Annotated in this window: 21 protein-coding genes; 9 read left to right on the top strand and 12 right to left on the bottom strand. The window is 63.5% G+C overall.

What is annotated here, in order from left to right; all coding sequences use genetic code 11:
- Positions 1-2: 2 nt before the first annotated feature.
- Positions 3-1,370 carry a phosphonate ABC transporter, permease protein PhnE gene (phnE, locus tag OOJ09_RS22840; protein ID WP_269907376.1) on the top strand — a complete coding sequence of 456 codons (1,368 nt, stop codon included), beginning with the start codon at positions 3-5 and terminating at the stop codon, positions 1,368-1,370.
- A 67-nt stretch (positions 1,371-1,437) separates the two neighbouring features.
- On the opposite strand, the gene OOJ09_RS22835 is transcribed toward phnE, so the two are convergent.
- The 3 genes from OOJ09_RS22835 to OOJ09_RS22825 all read right to left on the bottom strand — a co-directional run bounded on the left by OOJ09_RS22835 (position 1,438) and on the right by OOJ09_RS22825 (position 4,862).
- Positions 1,438-2,289, bottom strand: a complete 852-nt coding sequence (locus OOJ09_RS22835; RefSeq protein WP_269907375.1) for a sugar phosphate isomerase/epimerase family protein — start codon at positions 2,287-2,289, stop codon at positions 1,438-1,440.
- 172 nt (positions 2,290-2,461) lie between these two features.
- Entirely contained in the window at positions 2,462-3,649 is a 1,188-nt protein-coding gene (locus OOJ09_RS22830; RefSeq protein WP_269907374.1) for a Gfo/Idh/MocA family protein, read from the bottom strand.
- A gap of 157 nt (positions 3,650-3,806) precedes the next feature.
- The gene (locus OOJ09_RS22825) at positions 3,807-4,862 is read right to left on the bottom strand and encodes a sugar phosphate isomerase/epimerase family protein (RefSeq protein WP_269907373.1); all 1,056 of its coding nucleotides are present in this window, start codon (positions 4,860-4,862) and stop codon (positions 3,807-3,809) included.
- Between the two features lie 400 nt (positions 4,863-5,262).
- Here OOJ09_RS22825 and OOJ09_RS22820 point away from each other — a divergent pair, with 400 nt between their 5' ends.
- From OOJ09_RS22820 to OOJ09_RS22800, 5 genes are all read left to right on the top strand, one after another.
- A complete protein-coding gene (locus tag OOJ09_RS22820) occupies positions 5,263-6,150 on the top strand; it encodes a sugar phosphate isomerase/epimerase family protein (protein WP_269907372.1) in 888 nt (295 codons plus the stop codon).
- A gap of 61 nt (positions 6,151-6,211) precedes the next feature.
- Positions 6,212-7,381, top strand: coding sequence for a mandelate racemase/muconate lactonizing enzyme family protein (locus tag OOJ09_RS22815; protein ID WP_269907371.1), 1,170 nt, complete (start codon positions 6,212-6,214; stop codon positions 7,379-7,381).
- Between the two features lie 2 nt (positions 7,382-7,383).
- Positions 7,384-8,103, top strand: a complete 720-nt coding sequence (locus OOJ09_RS22810) for a FadR/GntR family transcriptional regulator (protein WP_269907370.1) — start codon at positions 7,384-7,386, stop codon at positions 8,101-8,103.
- A 2-nt stretch (positions 8,104-8,105) separates the two neighbouring features.
- On the top strand, positions 8,106-9,086 hold the full coding sequence (locus tag OOJ09_RS22805) for a hydroxyacid dehydrogenase (RefSeq protein WP_269907369.1): 981 nt from the start codon (positions 8,106-8,108) through the stop codon (positions 9,084-9,086).
- Positions 9,087-9,127: 41 nt separating this feature from the next.
- The gene (locus tag OOJ09_RS22800; protein WP_269907368.1) at positions 9,128-9,517 is read left to right on the top strand and encodes a hypothetical protein; all 390 of its coding nucleotides are present in this window, start codon (positions 9,128-9,130) and stop codon (positions 9,515-9,517) included.
- Between the two features lie 25 nt (positions 9,518-9,542).
- Here the strand turns inward: OOJ09_RS22800 and OOJ09_RS22795 are convergent, their stop codons facing one another.
- Positions 9,543-10,838: an amidase gene (locus OOJ09_RS22795; RefSeq protein ID WP_269907367.1), complete on the bottom strand. Its 1,296-nt coding sequence runs from the start codon at positions 10,836-10,838 to the stop codon at positions 9,543-9,545.
- A gap of 121 nt (positions 10,839-10,959) precedes the next feature.
- Here OOJ09_RS22795 and OOJ09_RS22790 point away from each other — a divergent pair, with 121 nt between their 5' ends.
- A complete protein-coding gene (locus tag OOJ09_RS22790; RefSeq protein ID WP_269907366.1) occupies positions 10,960-11,307 on the top strand; it encodes a GFA family protein in 348 nt (115 codons plus the stop codon).
- A 108-nt stretch (positions 11,308-11,415) separates the two neighbouring features.
- Here the strand turns inward: OOJ09_RS22790 and OOJ09_RS22785 are convergent, their stop codons facing one another.
- Positions 11,416-12,618 carry an MFS transporter gene (locus tag OOJ09_RS22785; RefSeq protein WP_269907365.1) on the bottom strand — a complete coding sequence of 401 codons (1,203 nt, stop codon included), beginning with the start codon at positions 12,616-12,618 and terminating at the stop codon, positions 11,416-11,418.
- 91 nt (positions 12,619-12,709) lie between these two features.
- On the opposite strand from OOJ09_RS22785, the gene OOJ09_RS22780 reads away from it, so the two are divergent.
- A complete protein-coding gene (locus OOJ09_RS22780; protein ID WP_269907364.1) occupies positions 12,710-13,696 on the top strand; it encodes an AraC family transcriptional regulator in 987 nt (328 codons plus the stop codon).
- 48 nt (positions 13,697-13,744) lie between these two features.
- Here the strand turns inward: OOJ09_RS22780 and OOJ09_RS22775 are convergent, their stop codons facing one another.
- The 7 genes from OOJ09_RS22775 to OOJ09_RS22745 all read right to left on the bottom strand — a co-directional run bounded on the left by OOJ09_RS22775 (position 13,745) and on the right by OOJ09_RS22745 (position 20,549).
- Positions 13,745-14,830 (bottom strand): ABC transporter ATP-binding protein, encoded by a 1,086-nt coding sequence (locus tag OOJ09_RS22775; RefSeq protein ID WP_269907363.1) that lies wholly within the window; start codon positions 14,828-14,830, stop codon positions 13,745-13,747.
- Positions 14,831-14,936: 106 nt separating this feature from the next.
- The gene (locus tag OOJ09_RS22770; RefSeq protein ID WP_269907362.1) at positions 14,937-16,040 is read right to left on the bottom strand and encodes an ABC transporter ATP-binding protein; all 1,104 of its coding nucleotides are present in this window, start codon (positions 16,038-16,040) and stop codon (positions 14,937-14,939) included.
- Complete coding sequence (locus tag OOJ09_RS22765; RefSeq protein WP_269907361.1) at positions 16,037-16,258, bottom strand: hypothetical protein; 222 nt, start codon at positions 16,256-16,258, stop codon at positions 16,037-16,039. Before OOJ09_RS22765 ends, OOJ09_RS22770 begins: the two co-directional genes overlap by 4 nt.
- Positions 16,255-17,214: a carbohydrate ABC transporter permease gene (locus OOJ09_RS22760; protein WP_269907360.1), complete on the bottom strand. Its 960-nt coding sequence runs from the start codon at positions 17,212-17,214 to the stop codon at positions 16,255-16,257. The genes OOJ09_RS22765 and OOJ09_RS22760 overlap by 4 nt, the downstream gene beginning before the upstream one ends.
- A 1-nt stretch (position 17,215) precedes the next feature.
- A complete protein-coding gene (locus tag OOJ09_RS22755; protein WP_091583477.1) occupies positions 17,216-18,121 on the bottom strand; it encodes a carbohydrate ABC transporter permease in 906 nt (301 codons plus the stop codon).
- 68 nt (positions 18,122-18,189) lie between these two features.
- A complete protein-coding gene (locus OOJ09_RS22750) occupies positions 18,190-19,506 on the bottom strand; it encodes an ABC transporter substrate-binding protein (protein ID WP_269907359.1) in 1,317 nt (438 codons plus the stop codon).
- A gap of 359 nt (positions 19,507-19,865) precedes the next feature.
- Positions 19,866-20,549 (bottom strand): TetR/AcrR family transcriptional regulator, encoded by a 684-nt coding sequence (locus OOJ09_RS22745; protein ID WP_269907358.1) that lies wholly within the window; start codon positions 20,547-20,549, stop codon positions 19,866-19,868.
- A gap of 111 nt (positions 20,550-20,660) precedes the next feature.
- On the opposite strand from OOJ09_RS22745, the gene OOJ09_RS22740 reads away from it, so the two are divergent.
- Complete coding sequence (locus OOJ09_RS22740) at positions 20,661-21,857, top strand: Tm-1-like ATP-binding domain-containing protein (protein WP_269907357.1); 1,197 nt, start codon at positions 20,661-20,663, stop codon at positions 21,855-21,857.
- Positions 21,858-21,861: the final 4 nt, after the last annotated feature.

Genomic DNA, 21,861 nt, shown 5'->3' with positions numbered 1-21,861 from the left:
CGATGACCACCATGACCGCCGATCAGATCCAGTCGATCGAGGAGCGCTTCCCGCACGTGTTCCGGCGCCCGCTCCACCAGCGCTTCAGGCCGCTGCTGTTGCTTGGAGGCACCGTTGTCTACCTTCTCTACGCCCTGTGGTTCTTCAACCTGCCGCAGGTGATACGGGAATCGCACTGGGAGCGCCTGCCACTGTTCCTGACCCAATGGATCAGCTACGACGTGCAGCCGATCTTCCGCCTCGATGAACCTCAGATCACCGCCAAATATCCACGCTTCTCGGTGCTCGGCCCGGATCCGCATCCGGACTGGGTCAGGACCAATGCCGACGGCTCGGTGACGATCCTGATCGATGGCGCCGCCAAGTCGGTCACCTTCAACAAGATGCAGGCAACGATCATTGCCAACGGCGAGACCGTGCCGGTCGCGCTGGATACAGGCAAGCCGCTGATCTCCGGCCCGGTTCCCGGCTGGATCACCGCGCATGAGGACGAGGTCGTCGCCGACATGGGCTTTGCCGGCGAGGTCCGCGTCGCAGCCGACCGCGTCAAGATACGCAAGCGCTTCCTCGGCTGGGCGAATTTTGTCTTCGATACCCGCTCGCCGTTCTTCGGCAAGTCGGCGGGCGAAGTGGCCTCGCTCATCGTCTCCGGGCCCGAACTCAAGCCGGGCACGTCCAATCTGGCGCTGGCCGGCGACAACATCTGGAACAACGCCCAGTGGCAGCATGGCGATGTCTGGACCAAGCTCCTGCAGACCATCGTCATGGCCTTTCTCGGCACCGCGCTTGGCGGCATCGTCGCCTTCCCGCTTGCGTTCTTCGCCGCCCGCAACATCACGCCCAGCCGGCTGGTCAACCAGGTGCTCAAGCGCTTCTTCGACTTCATGCGCTCGATCGACATGCTGATCTGGGCGCTGTTCTTCACCCGCGCCTTCGGGCCGGGTCCCCTGGCAGGCAGCGCCGCGATCTTCTTCACCGAGATCGGCACGCTCGGCAAAACCTATTCCGAGGCGCTCGAGAACATCGACGACAAGCCGCGCGAGGGTGTCGTCTCGACCGGCGCCAACGGCCTTCTGGTGCAGCGCTACGGCGTGCTGCCGGAAGTGATCCCGGTGTTCATCAGCCAGACGCTTTACCAGTGGGAATCCAACACCAGGGGCGCGACCATCATCGGTGCCGTCGGCGCCGGCGGCATCGGTCTGAAGCTGTGGGAAGCGATGCGCACCAACTCCAACTGGGCCAACGTCTTCTACATGGTGCTGCTGACGCTGGTCGTCGTCTTCGTCTTCGACAACATATCGAATTTCCTGCGCCGCAGGCTGAGCCGTACCATCCACGACTACAACAGGCTCCAGGCCGAGCAGGAGTAACCGGTTCGGCGCCCCAGGGTGTGTTGAGCGTCAGGCCAGACCGGCCTCACCTGGATATCGGCATACCCTAAGCGGCTTTCTTCCACCCGTTTCTGATATGCTTGTAGCCGTCCCGGTAGACGGCTTCCGGGCTCTCGAAAAAATCGCGCCACACCTTGGTTGCCGCCGCCAGGTCCTTGAGCGAGCGGCCAAACGCCTCGATCGTCAGCCAGTCGTCATAGCCGCTCTTGCGGATGGCGGAAAAAGTCTCCGTCCACGGAATATTGCCGCGCCCCGGCACGCCGCGGTCATTCTCCGAAATATGGATATGCACGACATTCCCGCGGTGCTTTGTATAGGCGCCGATCGGGTCGGCCTCCTCGATATTGGCATGGAAGGTGTCGTACATCGCCTTGATGTGCGGCCGGTCGATGGCGTCGATATGCTCCGACAGATCCGCCATCGTGTTGAGGAGATAGCATTCGAAGCGGTTGAGCGCCTCGAGCCCGATGGTGACGCCCTTCTTGCCGGCATGGTCGCCGATGGCGCGTTGCGAGGCGACCGAGCGCTTCTTCTCGGCGGCCGTCGGCCCGGTGCCGGAAAAGGCGCCGAGCGTCGAATGCAGCGGGCCGCTCAGCGTGCTCGCACCGAGCGCATTGGCGCAATCAATCGCCCATTTCATGTAGTCGATGCCGGCCTTGCGCGTTGCCGCATCGGCCGAGATCAGGTTCATTGCCGGATCGCCCATGGCTGAAACCGCGGTCCGCTCGAGCCCGATGCGATCGAGCAACTCGCCGAGTTTCCTGTAGTCGTCCGGCGTGCCGGCAAAGATCGGTATCTCCACACCATCGAAGCCTGTCGCCTTGATGTCGCGAAGCAGCGGCTCGTGTTTCTTCGACACCGCCGTCGTCCACAAGAACATGCACATGCCGATTTTCATCGACGACCCTCCCCATTTTTCGGCCCTGCCGGGGTGTTGAGCTTCAGGTCAGGCCGAGCCGAAAATGGTAGTTTCCGAGAACCGGAGCGGAGCGTACTTTTCGTACGTGAGCACCGGAAGCGCCGGAAACTGCCGTTTGCAGGCCGGCATCACCTGAAGATCAGCACCCCGGTCAGAGCTTCGTCCACGCTCCATTCTTCTTCGAAGACTTCACGCAGGCCTCGATAAAGGCCATGCCCTCGACGCCATCCTGTATGGTCGGAAAGACGACATCCTTTGCCGGCTTGCCGCCTTTGCGTCGTGCCGCACGGATCGCCCGCGCCGCCTCCTGGTAGATGTTGGCGAAGCCCTCGAGATAGCCTTCCGGATGGCCCGACGGAACGCGGCTGACACGACCCGCTACCGGCAGCGCGCCAGCGCCATTTCGGGTGATCAGCTGCTTCGGCTGGCCGAACGGCGTGTACCAGAGATAGTTCGGGTCGGCCTGCACCCATTCCAGCCCGCCCTTCGAGCCGTAGATGCGCAGCTTCAGCCCGTTCTCATGGCCCGGCGCCACCTGGCTTGCCCAGATCATGCCCTTGGCCGGATGCGTCCTGCCGGCCGGTTTGAAGCGCAGCATGACGTTGACGTTGTCGTCGAGCAGCCGGCCCGGCACGAAGGCGTCGAGATCGGCCGACAATGAATCAAGTTCCAGCCCGGAGACGAAACGGGCGAGGTTATAGGCGTGCGTACCGATGTCGCCGAGCGCACCGCCGGCGCCCGCCTGCTTCGGGTCGCTGCGCCACGACGCCTGCTTCTGGCCGGTGGCGGCAAGGTCCTCGGTCAGCCAGTCCTGCGGATACTCCGACTGCACGATGCGGATGTCGCCGAGCACACCCTTGGCCACCATCTCGCGCGCCTGCCGTACCATTGGATAGGCGGTGTAGTTGTGGGTGAGCACGAACACCTTGCCGGTCTTCTCGACTATCGCCGCCAGCTTCTTTGCCTCGGCCAGCGTCGTTGCCAGCGGCTTGTCGCAGATGACGTGGATGCCAGCCTCGAGGAAGGCCTTGGCCGCCGGCACATGCACATTGTTGGGCGTGACGATGGCCACCGCCTCGATGCCGTCGGGCCGCTTGGCTTCGGCCTTGGCCATTTCGGCGTAGGAGGCGTAGCTGCGATCCGGGTCGAGGCCGAGTTCAGCGGCCGATGCCTTGGCCCGCTCAGGATTCGCCGACAGCGCGCCGGCGACCAGTACGAAGTCGTTGTCCATGCGCGCCGCGATCCGGTGCACCGCGCCGATGAAGGCGCCCTGCCCTCCGCCGACCATGCCGTAGCGGATCGGGCCGCCTCCCGTTTCCGACTTCGATGCGCCGACCATCTTTTTCTCCCGTGTTGGCTGAGATACCCCTCCCCCTGTGGGGAGGGTGGCCCGAAGGGCCGGAAGGGATCGCTTCATGCCGGGCTCTGCGGCCGGCGACCCCACCCCGATCCGCTATGCGGATCGACCCTCCCCTCAAAGGGGAAGGAAGACCGCTTCAAATTCCCATCATGGCGCGCAGCACCTTCTTGTCGGTAGCGCCGCCGGCAAAATCGTCGAATGCCTTTTCCGTCACCCGAATGATGTGGTGCTCGATGAAGGGCGCGCCTTCGGCCGCGCCATCCTCCGGATGCTTCAGGCAGCACTCCCACTCCAGCACCGCCCAGGAATCATAATCGTACTGGGTGAGCTTGGAAAAGATACCGCCGAAATCCACCTGACCGTCGCCAAGCGAGCGGAAGCGGCCGGCGCGGTTGGTCCAGCTCTGGTAGCCGGAATAGACGCCTTGCCGGCCGGTCGGGTTGAACTCGGCGTCCTTGACGTGGAAGGCCTTGATCCGCTCGTGATAGATGTCGATGAATTCGAGATAGTCGAGCTGCTGCAACAGGAAGTGCGACGGATCATAATTGATGTTGCAGCGCTTGTGGCCGCCAACCGCGTCGAGGAACATCTCGAAGGTCGCGCCGTCGAACACGTCCTCGCCGGGATGGATCTCGTAGCCGATATCGACGCCATTGTCCTCATAGACATCGAGGATCGGCTTCCAGCGCTTGCCGAGTTCGGCAAACGCTTCCTCGATCAGGCCGGCCGGCCGCTGCGGCCAAGGATAGAGGTAAGGGAAGGCCAGTGCGCCGGAAAACGATACCGAGGCCTTGAGGCCAAGGTTCTTCGAGGCCTTGGCGCCGAACTTCATCTGTTCGACCGCCCATTTCTGCCGCGCCTTGGGATTGTTGTGCACCGAAGCCGGAGCAAAACCATCGAACTGCGCGTCATAGGCCGGATGCACCGCCACCAATTGCCCCTGCAGGTGCGTGGACAGTTCGGTGATCTCGACGCCGGCCTCGGCGCAGATGCCCTTGACCTCGTCGCAATAGGTCTTGGAAGAGGCCGCCTTCTCGAGATCGAACAGCCGCGCGTCCCAGGTCGGAATCTGCACGCCCTTGTAGCCGAGGCCGGCCGCCCATTTGGTGATCGAGGCCAGTGAATTGAACGGCGCGGCATCGCCCGCGAACTGCGCCAGAAACAGCCCAGGGCCCTTCATCGTTGTCGGCATCGGCATCCTCCCTCGTTTTCATCGCGACCAAGCATAGCGCCGATTGGAAGCAGGGCCAGCCACTTTGGTCTTTTCACGTTAGCACTTGTACACGTCGCCATTCTGGTATTACCAAATATGCCAATTTGGTCAAGCCTCGCTATGTGCCGGCGGAGCCCTTCATGCACGCAAGAAACCGTCGCATATTCCAATGTAATCAATGAGGTAATCTAGGTTAAAAGTCGTATTCCCGCACTTCTTGCCGTCTCGAAGAATTTGCTGTAGACCTCGCTTGAGGCCCAATTGGTCGAACCAGTTTTCGAGAAAAGGCTGGGGATGCCTTGGGGAGGAACCCTTGCGTCGCCTTTCGGCGATGCATGTCGCAGGCGAACCATACAGGCGAATTTGGGAAGGACAGACCATGCATCTTTCGACGCACAACTGGATGCGCGCGGAACCCCTGGAGACGACGCTCAAGCGCATCAAGAAATTCGGCTATGAGTCGATCGAGATTTCCGGCGAGCCCGAACAGTACAAGACCAGGGAGACGCGCGCGCTCCTCAAGGAACATGGCATTCGCTGCTGGGGGGCGGTGACGCTGATGCTGGGCGAGCGCAACCTCGCCGCCAAGAACCAGGGCCAGCGCGAACGCTCCGTTCAGTACGTCAAGGACGTGCTGACCATGGTCAGCGAACTCGACGGCGAGATCATCACGCTGGTTCCGGCCACCGTCGGCAAGGTGGTGCCGGATGGCACCGAGGAAGAAGAATGGAAATGGGTCGTCGACGCGACCCGCGAATGCTTCGCCCACGCCAAGAAGGTCGGCGTCAAGATCGCCGTCGAACCGCTGAACCGCTTCGAGACCTATCTGTTCAACCGCGGCGCTCAGGCCCTGGCGTTGGCCGACGCGGTCAGCCCGGAATGCGGCGTCTGCCTCGACGCCTACCATATCCATATGGAAGAATTTAACGTCTACGACGCGATCCGTCAGGTCGGAAAGCGCCTGTTCGACTTCCATGTCGCCGACAACAACCGCTTTGCCGCCGGCCTCGGCCAGATCGACTGGCCAAAGATCGTCGCCACGTTGAAGGAGATCGGTTACGACGGTGCGCTGACCAACGAGTTCGTGGCACCGGTCGACCGCACGCCGGCCGCGCCCTATCCCGACATGGTCGAGCGCCATCCGGTCGACATCTCGCCCGAACAGCTGAAGTTCATCCAGGACCACGGCTCGAGCGTGCTTACCGAGAAATTCTACACCGACCAGATGCGCATCACCGCCGAAACGCTGCTGCCGCTGATCAAGTAGTCGACTGCCTGTTGGAAAATTTGCCCTTCCGCCCCGACCGGCGGCAGGGCTGGGGAAGACCATGCGTATCAAGACCGTCCAAGCCTGGTGGGTCCGCATCCCGATCGAAGCCGCACGGCAACACCGCAGCGATTTCGGCCAGGTGACGACCTTTGACGCCGCCATCCTGCGCATCGAGACCAATGACGGGCTGGTCGGATGGGGCGAAGGCAAGAACGCCGCCGGCAGCGCCGGCAGCTACGGCGCCCTTGTCCACATGCTGAACCATGAGGTCGGGCCGCAGCTGATCGGCCGTGATCCGGCCGATATCGGCGTCATATGGGAGATGCTCTACAATGGCGTGCGCCACGACAGTGCCGCGCGCGCCGGCCACGCCATGCCGCAGCTGGCACGGCGTGGCATGAGCATCGCCGCCATCAGCGCGGTAGACATCGCGCTCTGGGATATTCTCGGCAAATCGCTTGGGGTCCCGGTCTGGCGGCTGCTCGGCGGCCGCAAGCTCGATCGCATGCCGGCCTACGCGTCCGGCGGCTGGGCGCCCGCCGAGGCCATCGGCGAGCAATTGAAGTCCTATATCGCCAGGGGCGGCTTCAAGGCGCTGAAGATGCGGGTCGGGGCCATGGACGGCGCAGCACACATTTCCGCGGCGCGTGTCCGCGCCGCGCGGCAGACACTGGGTCCCGATGTCGAATTGATGGTCGACGCGCATGGCACCTACACGGTGGCGGAGGCCAAGCGCTTCATCCACCTCGTCAACGACCTCGATCTCGCCTGGTTCGAGGAGCCGATCATCGCCGACGACAAGCCGGGCATGGCTGAAGTGCGCGCGTCCGGCGCCGTTCCAATCGCCACCGGCGAAAGCGAAGCGACGCGCTATGCCTTCCGCGACCTTGCCGTACTCAAGGCCGCCGACATCTTCCAGCCGGATCCCGCCTTCTGCGGCGGCATCAGCGAGGCGATGAAGATCGGCACCATCGCCAGCGCCTTCAACCTGCGCTTTGCCCCGCATCTGTGGGCCGGAGCTCCCTGCTTTTTCGCCGGGTTGCATGTCTGCGCCGCATCGCCATCGAGTTTCACCGTCGAATATTCGCTCGGCGCCAACCCGATGATCCATGATTTGATCGAAGAGACTGTCGAAGCACGGGACGGTATGGTAGCGATCCCGGAAAAGCCGGGTCTGGGATTCACCATTTCGGAGCGGTTCCTGGAGGCGCACGCGCAACGCGATTGACGATGAAAGAAAAGAACCTTCTCGCGGAACTCGCCGCCTACCTGTTCTCCCATTCGGACAAGGAGACCGGCCGAACGCCGTCGGAACGCGAACTGGCGGAGCATTTCAGCGTCAGCCGCGGCCAGATCCGCGAGGCGCTCGCCATTCTCGAGGCCATGCGCATCGTCGAGCGCCGCGCCAAATCCGGCATCTACATCGACACCAAGCAGGCCAGTGTCGAAGCGATGGCGCTGTTCGCGCGCGCCGGCCTGCCGCTCGACCCGATCCAGATCTACGAGACGGTCGAACTGCGCAAGATCCACGAGATCAAGGCGGCCGAGCTGGCCTGTTCGCGCGCCACCGAGGAGAATTTCGAGCGGTTGCGCGAAATCCTGAAGGCTTCGGAAGACCGCATCGCTGCAGGCGAAGGTCTTGCCAAGGAAGACCGCGAGTTTCACCTCGAGATCGTCCGCGCCACCAAGAACAGCGTCTTCCACAATGTCTGCAGCGTCTACTACATGATGGGCGAACAGCGCCTGCCGATCTATTTCAACGACCCCGAGCGCAGCGTGCGCTCGCATGCCGAGCACATCCAGATCTATGAGGCGCTGCTGCGTCGCGACGGCAACCTCGCCCAGGCGCTGATGAGCGCCCATCTGCAAGGCGCGGAGAGCTACTGGAAGGGCCTTATCGAGGGCGGCAAAGCGGTGGCGCCCGCAAGCCCTACGCTCGAAAAGGCCTGACCGTGCCAAGGATCCTGTCGACTCATCCGCTGCATCCGCGCGCCTCGGCGATGCTGGCCGGCGCCGGTGAGCTTGTCGTTGCTCCCGCCCTCGATCCAGGCACGCTTGCCGCCGAGGCGAAGAATGCCGACATCGTCATCGTGCGCGCGCCCCTGCCGCCGGCGTTGTTCGAGGGTGCGGTGAGGCTGCGGGCCGCGATCCGCCATGGCGCCGGGCTCGACATGATCCCGATGGAAGCTGCTTTCGCGGCCGGCGTGCTGGTGGCCAATGTGCCGGCGGTCAATGCCCGCTCGGTTGCCGAACACGTCATGTTTGCGGCCCTCGCCTTGCTGCGTAACTTCCGCGTTGTCGACCGCGACCTGCGCACGAAAGGCTGGCTCGCCGGCCGCGAGCACGCCAATTCCAACAGCGAGCTGGCCGGCAAGACGATCGGCATTGTCGGCCTCGGCGCCGTCGGACAGGCCGTCGGCCACATCGCGGCGCACGGCTTCGACCTGAAGGTGGTGGCAACGACGCGCAGCATGCAGCCCGCGCCGGAGAAGGTCGGCTTCCTGTCGATCGACGCGCTGGTCGAACAAAGCGACATCATCGTCCTGTGTTGTCCGCTGACGCCGGAGACGCGCGGACTGATCAATCGTGAGCGGATCGCCCGCATGAAGCCGAATGCGCTGCTGATCAACGTGTCGCGCGGACCGGTCGTCGACGACGACGCGCTGATCGAGGCCCTGCGGAAACGCCGCATCGGCGGTGCCGCGCTCGACGTGTTTTCGCAGCAGCCGCTGCCGCCAAATCATCCCTATTTCGGCTTCGACAATGTCATCGTCACCCCGCATATGGCCGGCATCACCGAAGAATCGATGATGCGCATGGGTGTCGGCGCGGCGGGCGAGGCCTTGCTCGTGCTGGCGGGCAAACTGCCGGTCAATCTGCGCAATCCGGAAGTGGTCGATCATTACCGGCGGCGGTTTCCGGCCAACCTATAGTGCATCGCGGTTTCGCCCCAATTCTCCGCGACGTTGCGGTCATGTCCGGTCTTCGCCTCGCATTTCTGATTGCCGCAGTCCCATCTATCTGCGCCTTGCCGGCACTCGCCGCGGCCCAGAGCAGCTATGTCTATTGCGACAACGGGTTGCGCTGCTTCAAGGCGCCCTGCCCGTCAAACAGCGCGCTTGATCTCGCCACCGGCACGATCATCAAGGGTGTGTCTATCGACACCAGCGGATTGCCGCAGGCCGACAAGGCGATAACGGATCAGTCCGACGTGCTTTATGCCGGAAAGATCGTCGTCAGGGGCTCGATCGAGCAGCGCACCGAGACCATCACCGGCAAGGATTACAGCCTGCCCTGGCTGGTCGCGACTCGCATCGTGCGCACCGCCAGCGACAGCGAACGCAAGCACTGCTCGTCGCACTGATCCTCGGTTCGCAGTTCCCTGCCGATCAGCCGCCCAGCAGCCTTTCCACTTCAGCCGCAATCCGCATCAAATGCCGGTCATGGCCATTGCGCGCGACCAGCATCAGTCCGGCCGGCAGCGCCATGACCGGCATCGGCAGCGAGATCGCGCAGAGGTCGAACTGGTTGGCGACCTGTGTGTTGCGCAAGAGCAGGCCTTCGCTGCGATCACGCAGTTCGGCATCCTCGGCCATGGAAACGATGGTCGGCGCCGTCACCGGCGTGGTTGGCAGCGCCAGCACATCGACCGATGCCAGCCGCTCGTCCATGGCCGCGGCGAGCGCGGTACGGCGCCGCAGTGCCCTGATATAGACCGGCGTCGGCAGCAGGGCCGCCCGCGACAAAGGCCCGCTGACATGTGGGTCAACCGGCACTGACGCCCCTGTCGCCAGCCAGTCGGCATGGATCTCGGCCCCTTCCATGGCGGCGATCGAGCCACGCCTGGTCGCCGCGCGCATATCGGCAAGCAGATCGTCTATCGGCAGGTCCGTGACCCGGGCACCAGCCAGTCCGACCTTGCCGAGACAGTGCTCGAATGCTGCCGCGACCTCGCCTTCGGTGTCTTCGAAAAGAACGCCCCGCGGGACGCCGACGCGAAGCCCGGCAAGCGGAAGCGGCGCCAGCGCGCTCGGCACCTCGCCGGCCATCACCGCGTCGGTGGCGGCGCACTGGGCGACGGTTCGGGCAAGCGGCCCGATCGAGTCCAGCGTGCCGGACAAAGGGAAAGCGCCCGCCAGCGGCACCCGCCGCGCCGTCGGCTTGAAGCCGACGACACCGTTGAGTGATGCCGGTATACGCACCGAACCGCCAGTGTCCGAGCCGATGGCGATGTCGCAGCTGCCCTCGCCAACAGAAACGCCCGCACCCGAAGACGAGCCGCCCGGAATGCGGCTGGCATCCATCGCGTTGCCGGGTGTGCCATGGTGCTGGTTGTCGCCAATCGCCGTGAAGGCGAATTCGGTCATGTTGGTCTTGCCGATGATCACCGCGCCGGCCTGCCGCAGCCGGCTGACGATGACCGCGTCTCTCAGCGCCGGTGCGGCGGTCCTGAGCATCAGCGAGCCGGCCGTGGTTGGTTCGCCCGCGACATCGAACAGATCCTTGATCGAGACAATGGTACCATCGAGCGGTCCGAGCGTTATACCTGCGCGCTGGCGCGCATCGCTGGCATCGGCCGCCGCTCGCGCGGGCTCCGCGTAGATCTTCGTGAACACGCGCTCTTCCCCGGCACGGGCGGCGAGGCGCGAAAGGATGATTTCGAGATGATCCCGGACGGATTGCATTGTCGGTGTCGGACTCCGGACGTGTTGAACGTCTTAACGGTTGAAGCCAGTTGCATGGCTTGCCGAGACTTAACCCGGCGCAGGCGGTTTTGCACCCCTGCCGGATGGAGGGAATAAACCGATGCTCTACAAAGGCAGCTGCCACTGTGGCAAGGTCGCCTTCGAGTTCAAGGCCGAACTGACCGGCGCCGTGCGGTGCAATTGCTCGATCTGCTCGCGCAAGGGCGCGCTGTTGTGTGCCATCCCGCACCAGACGCTGCGGGTTCTGGCCTGGGGCGATGATTTGGGCATCTACACATTCGGCGGTCACGCCATCGCACACCGCTTCTGCCGGACCTGCGGAACCCATCCCTTCGCCGAGGATGTCCGCGAAGGCAGCGAGCGCAGTGCCTATATCAACATCCACTGCGTCGCCGATCTCGACCCTTCCACCTTGCAGGTCTTCGACTTCGACGGGCGCGCGGTTTGAGTTCGCTCGTCCCTGCCATCATAACGGCAGCGGCCCGAAAACCGTGATGGTTCTCGGGCCGCTGCGCAATGTCTGGGACACCTGTCTATGTCGCTCCGATGGGAGAGACTATTCAGCCTGCTTCGGGCCGCGCAGGAACACCACGATCGCCGCCAGCAAGGTCGCCGCGCCGCAATAGGCGAAGGCGCTGGCCACGCCGGCATGGTCGACCAGCAGGCCGCCAAACACGGCACCCAGCGCAATCGCCACCTGGAAGGTCGCCACCATCAGTCCGCCGGCGCTTTCGGCATGGTCGGGCGCGGCCCGCACCAGCCAGGTCTGCATCCCGACCGGCACCGCGCCGAAGGCAAAGCCCCAGGCCGCGACGGCGGCGGCGGCAATCGTCGGCGAGGCGCCGAAGATCAGCATCGAGGCGGCCGCCAAGGCTATCAGCAAAGGTGCCAGCGCAACGGCTGCCTTGAGGTTGCGTTCGGCTAGGATGCCGCCGGCGATATTGCCGAAGAAGCCGCCTATGCCATAGGCCAGCAGCACCAGCGAGATCGTCTCGATGTCGAGCACGGGCACCCTCTCGAGGAAGGGGCGCACATAAGTGAAGCCGGCAAAGTGTCCCGAAGCGACCAGCAGCGCTGCCCGGATCGTCGGGCGCTCCAGCACGTCGAGCAAGGTGCGGAAGCTCGCCACACCCACCGGCGGCAGCCTCGGAATGGTGGCCAGTTGCACCAGCAGTGCCAGCGCGCCGACGACGGTGGCGATCATGAACGCCGTGCGCCATCCCCAGATGTCGCCGACATAGGCACCGACAGGGGCGGCGGTGACCGTGGCAAGGGAAACGCCGGTCAGGATGATCGACATGGCGCGCGGCATCAGCCGCATCGGCACCAGCCGCAGTGCCATCGCCGCCGACATCGCCCAGAAGCCGCCGAGCGCCATGCCGAGCACGACGCGGGCAAGCAGAAGCATGGTGAGCGACGAGGCAAAGGTGGCCAGGAGGTTCGACAGGATCAGAAACACCGTCAGCATCCACATCACCAGCCTGCGGTCCATGCGCCTGGTGATGATGGCCATGGTGGGCGCGGCAATGGCGCCGACGATCGCGGTCGCCGTCACCGCTTGTCCGGCCACGCCCTCGGTGACGCCGAGATCGCGCGCCATCGGCGTCAGCAGGCTGGCGGGCAGGAATTCCGCCGTGACGAGGCCGAAAACACCAAGCGCCAGGGAGACGACGGCACCCCATGCCGGCTCGGTTCGCTCCTCCTGATCCGCAGGGTTCAACAGGGCGGCGTCGATGACGCCTGTCGCAGGTTCGGCCATGGTCAGTCTCCGGGTTGCTTGCAGCGCAGCATTTGGCTGCAGTGCAACATAGGGAGTGACCGCTTGGAGTTTCCATGCTAGAAACCCCATTATGTTTGACCGTTCGTCCAAAATTCCGATCACTGGCGACCCGCTGACAGACATCTTGCGTGGCTTGCGTCTCGATGGCGTCGAATATGGCCGCTGCGAAATGAAGGAGCCCTGGGGCATTCAGTTCCCTGCCCACCCGGCGGCGCGCTTTCATTTCGTTGGCCGCAAAGGCTGCTGGCTGAAGCAGCCATCCGGCGAATGGGTGCAACTCAACGCCGGCGATGCGGTGTTGCTGCCCCGAGGCGAAGCCCATGTGCTGGCCAGCGAGCCCGGCGCACAGACCTGGCCAATCCACGGTTACGAGCGCGAGGAGGTCTGCAAGGACGTTTACTGCACGTCGAACGCGGAGATGTGCGACAAGGACTGCCGGCCGGGAACGCTGCTGTTCTGCGCCAGCATGTATTTCAATCTCGATGGCCTGCATCCGCTGCTCGGCATGATGCCGGATGTGATGCGCACCCACGAGCTCGAAGCCTACGAGCCGGGCATTCCGCATCTGCTGGACTCGATGGCGCGCGAAGTGACGATGGAGCGCGTTGGCTCGGGTGGCATTCTGGCGCGGCTGGCCGACGTGCTGGCCGCCACCGTCATCCGCTCATGGGTCGAGCGCGGCTGTGGCGATTCCAGCGGCTGGATCGCGGCGGTCAGGGACCGCGAGATCGGGCGCGTGCTGGCCGCCATCCATCTCGAACCTAGCCACGACTGGACGGTCGAATCGCTGGCCAGGATGATGGGCGCCTCGCGATCGGGCTTTGCCGAGCGTTTCGCCACCATCGTCGGCGAGACACCGGCGAAGTACGTCACCCAGGTGAGAATGCATCAGGCGCGGCAGTGGCTGGTCCAGGACCGGATGAAGATATCGGTCGTTGCCGCGCGTCTCGGTTATGAATCGGACGCCGCCTTCAGCCGCGCCTTCAAGCGTGTCATCGGCTCGGCGCCCAGCCACCTGCGCGCCGAGGAGCAGGCGGAGATCCGCCAGGCCGGCTGAGCGGCCGCTCCCGCGCACGCGGCTCTGGTTAGAGCGAAGCAGCGTGCCTCATCCAACGTGCCGCAAGCTGACACCGCTGCCCTTGTCGAACAGCACCACCTTGTCCGGGTTCCAGGCAAAGCGCACCGCTTGCTCGATCGCCACATCGGTCCTGGCTGGCACCGTGGCGCGCAGCGTCGCGTCGCCGACGCGCAGCGTCAGGATCTTCTCGACGCCGTGGTTCTCGACGTCATGGACGCGCGCCTCGACCGGCGCGCCGCTCTCGAGATAGACGTCCTCGGGACGAACGCCGAAGACGAGCGGGCGACCATCGGTCGCGCCGCTCGCCTTGGCTCCCCCTGAAAAAGGCAGTTCGAAGTTCAGCGGCGCCATCACCGCGCGGCCATTCACCAGTTTGCCGTCGATGAGGTTCATCGGCGGCGAGCCGACGAAGCTCGCCACATAGGTGTCGCGCGGATTGTTGTAGATCTCGTGCGGCGTGCCGGTCTGGACGATGCGGCCGTGGTTGAGCACACCGACCTTGTCGCCCATCGACATTGCCTCGATCTGGTCATGGGTGACGAACAGGAAGGTGGCGCCAAGCTGCATCTGCAGGTTCTTGAGTTCCGTGCGCAGCGCCTCTCGCAGCTTGGCGTCGAGCGCCGACAGCGGCTCGTCCATCAGGAACACACGCGGCTTGCGCACGATGGCGCGGCCGATGGAGACGCGCTGCATCTCGCCGCCCGACAGCCGGTCGGTCTTGCGGTCGAGCAGATGCTCGATCCTGAGCGTGCGGGCGGCACGGTCGACGCGGTCCTTGATCTCGGCGTCGGGCAGCCGGCGGATCTTCGGCTTCAGCGGGAACTCGAGGTTCTCGCGCACCGTGTAGCGTGGATAGAGCGAGTATTGCTGCAGCACCAGCGCCACATCGCGCTCGGCTGCCCCCCAGTCGGCGACATCGACGCCATCGATGAAAACCTGGCCTTCGCTCGGCTTCTCGAGGCCGGCGATCAGCCGCAGCGTCGTCGTCTTGCCGGCGCCCGTTTCCCCCAGCAGCACGAAGAATTCGCCATCGGCGATGTCGAGATCGAGCCCGGTCAGCGCGGTATGATTTCCGAATGTCTTCGAGATGTTCTTGAGCTGGATATGGGCCATGGTCAGTTGTCTCGATTCTGTTCGAGGGCGGCCTGCCCTTCGCTATGGCTCCGGGCATTCGACTGTTCGAAAAGCCGGATCGTTGGCTTTTCGCGGCTTTCGGCCGTCACAGTCTCACCCCCAGCGACTTGCCGCTTGCCGTGTCGAAGAAATGCGCCTGGGCCGGATCGATCCTGGCGAACACCCTCTCGCCGGGACCGCTGACGAAGCCGCTCTTGGTGCGCGCGCGCAGCATCTTGGAGCCGACCTTGAGGTCGACGATATCGAAGGAGCCGAGCGGCTCGACGATCTGCGTCTCGACCGGCAGGAACCCTTTCGCCGCATCGTGGCGAATGAGAACGCCTTCCGGCCGGATGCCAAGCGCCAGCTGATCGCCGGCATGGCCGTTGAGCTTCGACAGCAGCGCCTGCGGGAACTCGAAACCGGCGGCAGCACCACCGAGCGTCACCGAGACCGACGAAGCCGTTTCGGCGACCGCCGCGTCGGCGACGTTCATCACCGGGCTGCCGACGAACTGCGCCACGAACAGATTGGCCGGCCGCGAATAGACCTCGTCCGGCGAGCCGACCTGCTGCAGCACGCCTTCATGCATGATGACGATGCGGTCGGCGAGGCTCATCGCCTCGATCTGGTCGTGGGTGACATAGATGGTGGTCGAACCCTGCTTGATGTGCAGCCGCTTGATCTCGGCCCGCATCTCCTCGCGCAGCTTGGCGTCGAGCGCGCCGATCGGCTCGTCCATCAGCATCGCTTTCGGCCGCCGCACCAGCGCCCGGCCGATGGCGACGCGCTGCATGTCGCCGCCTGAAAGCGCGGACGGTTTCTTGGCGAGCAGGTCCGATATCTGCAACGTCCTGGCGACCGAACGCACTTCCTGGTCGATCTCGCTTTTGCTCTTGCGCGTGGCGCGCAAGGGGAAGGCGATGTTCTCGTAGACGCTCATATGCGGGTAGAGCGAGAACGACTGGAAGACCATGGCGATATCGCGATCGGCGGCCTTCAGATGCTGGATGGGTTTGCCGTCGATGAGGATGTCGCCCTCGTCGATCGTCTCCAGCCCGGCGATGGCGCGCAACGTCGTCGTCTTGCCGCAGCCAGACTGGCCGAGCAGCACGATGAACTCGTTGTCGCTGATCTTGAGGTTGAGGTCCTTGATGACCTGGACGGCGCCGAAGAATTTCTGGACGCCGCGAAGCTCGATCTGGGTCAATGCTGTGCTCCCGGATTTCGCATCTGTCCCGTGCCGGCTTTTTCTTCCGGTGCGATCTTCGACGTGATGTTGAAGCCGATCAGCCCGATCAGGATGATGGTCAGGCCATATGTATGCAGCAACATGTTCCAGGGCTGGCAGAGTGCGATAATGCCGAGCACCATGAGAATCTGCGATCCAGGTTCCAGGTATTTCTGGTTGATGGCGCGAAAGCTCATTTGCGGATCGCTCCGAAGGACATGCCGCGCAACAGATGGTTGCGGAGCAGGAAGGTGAAGATCGCGACCGGCAGCAGGAACAGGAAGGTTCCGGCGGCGATCACTGTCCAGTCCGGCAGGCCGGAGCCGACCTGGCTGGGAATGAAGGGCGGCGCGGTCTGGGCGCGGCGGTTGGTCATGATCAGCGCGAAGGCATATTCGTTCCATGCCGTGATGAAGCAGAACACGGCGGTGGCGGCGATGCCGGTGGCGGCCTCCGGCAGCACGATCTTGAAGAAGGCCTCCATGCGCGTGTAGCCATCGACGAGGGCAGCCTCCTCATATTCCTTCGGGATCTCGTCCATGAAGCCCTTCATCAGCCACACCGAGAAGGACAGGTTGAAGGCGGTGTAGAGGATGATCAGGCCGACATGGGAATCGTTGAGGCCGACCGCCCGGTACATCAGGAACATCGGGATCGCCACCACCACGGGCGGCAACATGCGCGTCGACAGGATGAAGAACAAAAGGTCCGCCTCGCCCTTCACCTTGAAGCGCGAGAAGCCATAGGCGGTGAACGTTCCCATGCCGACCGCCAGCACCGTCGAGGTAATGGCGATGATCAGCGAGTTCAGGAAGCGGCTCGGATATCCCGACCACTGCACCTGGCCCTTGCCGTCGCGCACGATCTTTTCGCCGCCGTCGAAGACGACGCGCTCCCACCACGGCGCGGCCGCATACTCTTCCGGCGACGGCGGGCTGCGCATTTGCGAGCGCTTGGTGAACAGCTTCACGAAAGGCGATATTTCCGGCTGGAAGACGATCGTCGGCGGGATGGTGGTGGCGAGGTTGCGCGGCTTGAACGCTGTCGAGGCGATCCAGTAGATCGGCGCCAGGAAGATGATCGTCACCACCAGCACGGCGACGATGGCAACGCGGTTGAAGCCGATTTCGGAAGAAGTGCGGACGGCGGCCATCTCAGCGCTCCTTCACCTTATTGAGGTATTTGACGTAGATGTTGGTGATCGCCAGCACCATGATCAGCACGATGTAGGCCAGCGCGCAGGAACGCCCGGTCTGCCATTCCTGGAATGCCATCTTGTAGAGCCGGATCGAGATCAGCTCGGCCGTCGGCTGGCTGGTCAGGATGTAGGCGAGATCGAAGGTCTTGAACGCTTCCATGGTGCGGAAGATGACGGCGATCATCAGGATCGGCGCGACCAGCGGCAGCGTGATGCGGAAGAAGGTGTAGAACGGCCCGGCGCGATCGATCGCGGCGGCCTCGTAGAGATGCTTCGGCACCGCCGACAGGCCGGCAAGCGACAACAGCATGACGAAGGGCGACCACATCCAGATGTCGGTCAGCGCAACGGCGTAGAGTGCCATCTTCGGATCCGACAGCCATTCGAATGTACCGAGGCCGAGCGCATAGTTGATGATGCCGAAGGACGGGTCGTAGAGCAGCTTCCAGAACAGGCCGACGACGGCCATCGACAGCATCATCGGCAGCAGCAGCAGCGTCGTCAGCAACCCCTTCATGGGAATGTCGCGGTTGAGCAGCATCGCCACGCCGAACCCGACAAGCAGCTGTCCGGCGACCGAGATGATGACGTACTTAGCGGTGATGGCGAAGTTGGACCAAACATAAGGATCGTTGAGCAGGTCGCGATAATTCTGCAGCCCGACGAAGTTCGCCGGCGCGTTGGTCGACGCGCGAAAATCGGTGAAGGAATAGCCAAGCGAATAGATCAGCGGAAAGATGTTGAAGACGATCAGGAACAGGACCGTCGGGATGATGAAGAGGTTGCGGATCGAAATGTCGCTGAGGCCGCGCGCGGCCGCTCTTGAAGACCTGTCCAGCGTGGTGATCATCGTGGTCGCCAAGACCCTGCTCCCATTTGCAGAAAAAGAAACGGAGGAGGCACCAACGCCCCCTCCGTGAGCCATGATTGTTACTTGACGCGGCCGTATTTCTTGAAGGTCGCGTTCCAGTCGCCGGCCAAAGCGTCCAGCGTCTCCTTGGCGGTGCCTTCGCCGCCGATCATGTAGGGGTAGACGCGCTGGTTGAGCTGCTGCAGCAGTTCGGCATATTCCGGCACCGCCCAGAAGTCCTTCACCTTGAACATGGTCTCGTAGAAGGCCTTGTTGTAGGGCGTGGCGTTCTGGAATTCCGGCGACTTGAGCACCGCCGCGCTGCAGGTGTAGCCGCCAAGTGCCGCCCACTTCTTCTGGGTCTCATCCTTGATGAACCATTCCAGGAACTTCATCGCCTCGTCCTGCTTCTGCGAGTAGGAAACGATGGAGATGCCCTGTCCGCCGAGTGCGGCGAACTGGTCGCCGTTCGGGCCGGGAGGGTTGGCGAAGAAGCCGGTGTTCTTGGCGTTCGGGTTCGACGCCTCGTTGATGAGCGAGGGGAAGAACGCGAAGTAGTTCATGCTCATCGCGGCCAGGTTTTCAGTGATCGCCTGGTTGTCCTCGACAAAGAACGACTTGGCCCAGCCCGGAGGCGTGAACTTGTAGAGTTCCTTGTAGGCGTCGAGCGCCGCTATGGCCTTGTCGGAGTTGACGATACCGTCGACCTTGTAGGTCGAATAGTCGCCCAGTTCGCCGCCATAGGAAAACAGCGCGTTCTCGAAGCCCATCGCCATCGCGTCATAGGAATTGTCAGTGTAGATGGCGATGCCGTATTTCTTCTGATCCGGCCGGTAGAAGAATTCGGCGATGTCGCGCAGCGCCTTGAAATCCTTCGGTACGTCGAGATCGTAGCCGTATTTGGCCTTGAAGGCTTCCTTCTCCTTGGGATCCTCGAACCAGTCCTTGCGGTAGGACCAGCCGACGGCATCGCCTTCGAGCGGGATGGCCCAGTACTTGCCGCTGTTGCCGGGATATTCGGCGTAGTATTTCACCGTCGCCGGCGCCATCACCTCTTTCAGCTTGTACTTGTTGAAGAAGTCGGTGAGGTCGACATAGTGGCCGCCGGTCGAGCCGGCGCCGAGCCATTGCGAGTCGCCGACGACCAGATCATAGGCGTCGCCATGGGCGTTGAACTCGGTGAAGGCCTTGGTCTGGAAGTCGGACCACGGCGTCGTTTCCACCGTGATCTTGACGCCGGTTTCCTTCTCGTACTCGTTGCCGAGTTCCTGCAAATAGTTGGCCGGATCCCATTCCGCCCAGAAGATGGTGAGCGACTTTTCCTGCGCGTAGACGGACGTTCCGCAGGCAAGCGTTAAGCCGATACCAGCAAGCACGCTGGTCACTAACTTGCGCATAATGATTTCCTCCCTTGTGCGCATTCTACCCTGTCATGCGAGCCGGCAACGGGGCCGGCTCCGGTAGTTCCTCCCGTGATCGCACTCTTCCGGTTCCGGGCCTCCTCGCCCTGCCGGAAAATGGATCGCAGCCCTCACTTTCGATCCGCTTTTCTTCCCTGATCTGGTATTACCAATTTCGCGTGCACGTCAAGCCCTTTCTTGGCAGCTTGACTTGGTCATTGCTATCGGATTCCGGGTTTATCTGCCTGTTTTCTCATGATTTTCCTACTCAGTGATACACGGAGGTATTGTCCAGCACTCCGCATTGAGGGTAATATTAGTAGTCAATGCTCAAATCTGGTCCAACCAGATAGGTGCTATTTCACGACCACCGTCGGATCGATGCTATCTCCTTCACCGATCGATTCCGCTATTGCCGCGCGCACCAGCGTCGCGGCCGCCCACTGCGCGACCGACATCATGCTGCGGCTGTCCAGTCCCCAGATATCCTTGAGCACGATCAGCACCTCGACGCCGAAGATCAGCGACAGCGCCTGCGCCAGCCGCTTGAAATCGCGCGGCGGCAAGCGGCCCTTGAGCGGCGCGATCGCTTCCTTCAGCAATTGGACGCGGTGGCCGCGCGTGAAGGCCGGCTCGCCACCCAGCGTGCCGGCCTGACGCCTCGCCCACTGATCGAGCGACAGCTTCAGCGCCGCCTTGAACGTCGCCTCGAACGCCTCGATGCGCGGCATGGCCGTGTCGAACAGATCGGCGACCCGGCGCTCGGCATCGGCGGAGGTCGATTGCCAGGTCAGGATTGGCCCCAGCCCCTCGTCGACGACAGCCTGCACCAATGCGGCCTGGCTCGGAAAATAACGGTAGGCAGTCGCGCGGGAAACTTCCGCGGCTTCCGCCACCTCGCTGACCGACGGCGTGACGCCGGCCTGCATCAGCCTCGTCGCCGTCTCCAGCATCAGCCGTTTCGTGCGCGCGCGGGGTCCACGCTCGGCTCCCTCGGCGGTATCGTCGCTCACCGCGGCTTGTTGACGTGAGACATCCATGTCAATACGATACGCGCGTCTCAAAAAATTGCAATGGCCTTCGAGCGGTCGAACGGGCGGGCAATGGAGCGGCAGGCGGTGACGCAAGCCCGCCCGGATTGGGGAAACACGATGAAGCGCATCTATGTGGTGGGCACCGCTGACACCAAGGGCGAGGAACTCGCCTTCCTGGCCGATGCCATCGCCGCCACGGGTGCCGCAGTGTCCCGCGTCGATGTCGGAACGCGCGACGCAACCATTCCCGTCGACATCACCGCCCAGGAAATTGCCAACCATCACCCCGGCGGGAGCAAAGCCGTGCTCGGCGGCAATGATCGCGGCGCCGCGGTCGCGGCGATGGGCATCGCCTTCGCCCGCTTTGCCCAATCGAGAAACGACATCGCCGCCATGATCGGCATTGGCGGCGGCGGCGGCACCTCGATCATCACGTCGGGCATGCGCGCGCTGCCGCTCGGCCTCCCGAAGATCATGGTCTCGACGCTCGCTTCCGGCGACACCGCACCCTATGTCGACGTCTCCGACATCGTCATGATGCCATCCGTGACCGACATGGCCGGACTGAACCGGCTTTCCCGTGTCGTGTTGCACAATGCCGCCCAGGCGATTTCAGGCATGGCGGCCAGACCAGCGCCGCCACCCGAGGGCAAGCCGTCGATCGGGCTCACCATGTTCGGCGTCACCACGCCTTGCGTGACCGCCATCGCCGACCGGCTTCGTTCGACCTATGACTGCATGGTCTTCCATGCCACCGGCACCGGCGGACGCAGCATGGAGAAGCTGGCCGACAGCGGCCTGCTGTCCGGCGTCATCGACATCACCACAACGGAGGTCTGCGATCTCCTGTTCGGCGGGGTGCTGCCAGCGACAGAGGACCGCTTCGGCGCGATCGCCCGCACCGGCCTGCCCTATGTCGGTTCGGTCGGGGCACTCGACATGGTCAATTTCTGGGCGCCGTCGACCATTCCGGAACGCTATCGCGGGCGGCTGTTCTACGAGCACAATCCGAATGTCACGCTGATGCGCACCACAGCGGACGAATGCCGCCAGATCGGCGAGTGGATCGGCGCCAGGCTCGCCCGCTGCGAGGGACCGGTGCATTTCCTCATTCCGGAAAAAGGCGTCTCGGCGCTCGACATCGAAGGCGGCGCCTTCTTCGATCCCGAAGCCGACGCCGTTCTGTTCGAGGCCATCGAGCGCACCATCAAGCCGAATGGCAGGCGCCGCGTGACGCGCTTGCCGCTGCACATCAACGATCCCGAATTCGCCGGGGCGGCAACCGCCGCCTTCCTCGACATCGCCAGACAGTGAGAGG

It is taken from the genome of Mesorhizobium qingshengii (assembly GCF_027563465.1).
Classification (GTDB): Bacteria; Pseudomonadota; Alphaproteobacteria; order Rhizobiales; family Rhizobiaceae; genus Mesorhizobium; species Mesorhizobium qingshengii_A.
The sequence above is the reverse complement of the archived record's forward strand: the minus strand, read 5'-3'. Positions and strand labels throughout refer to the sequence as shown.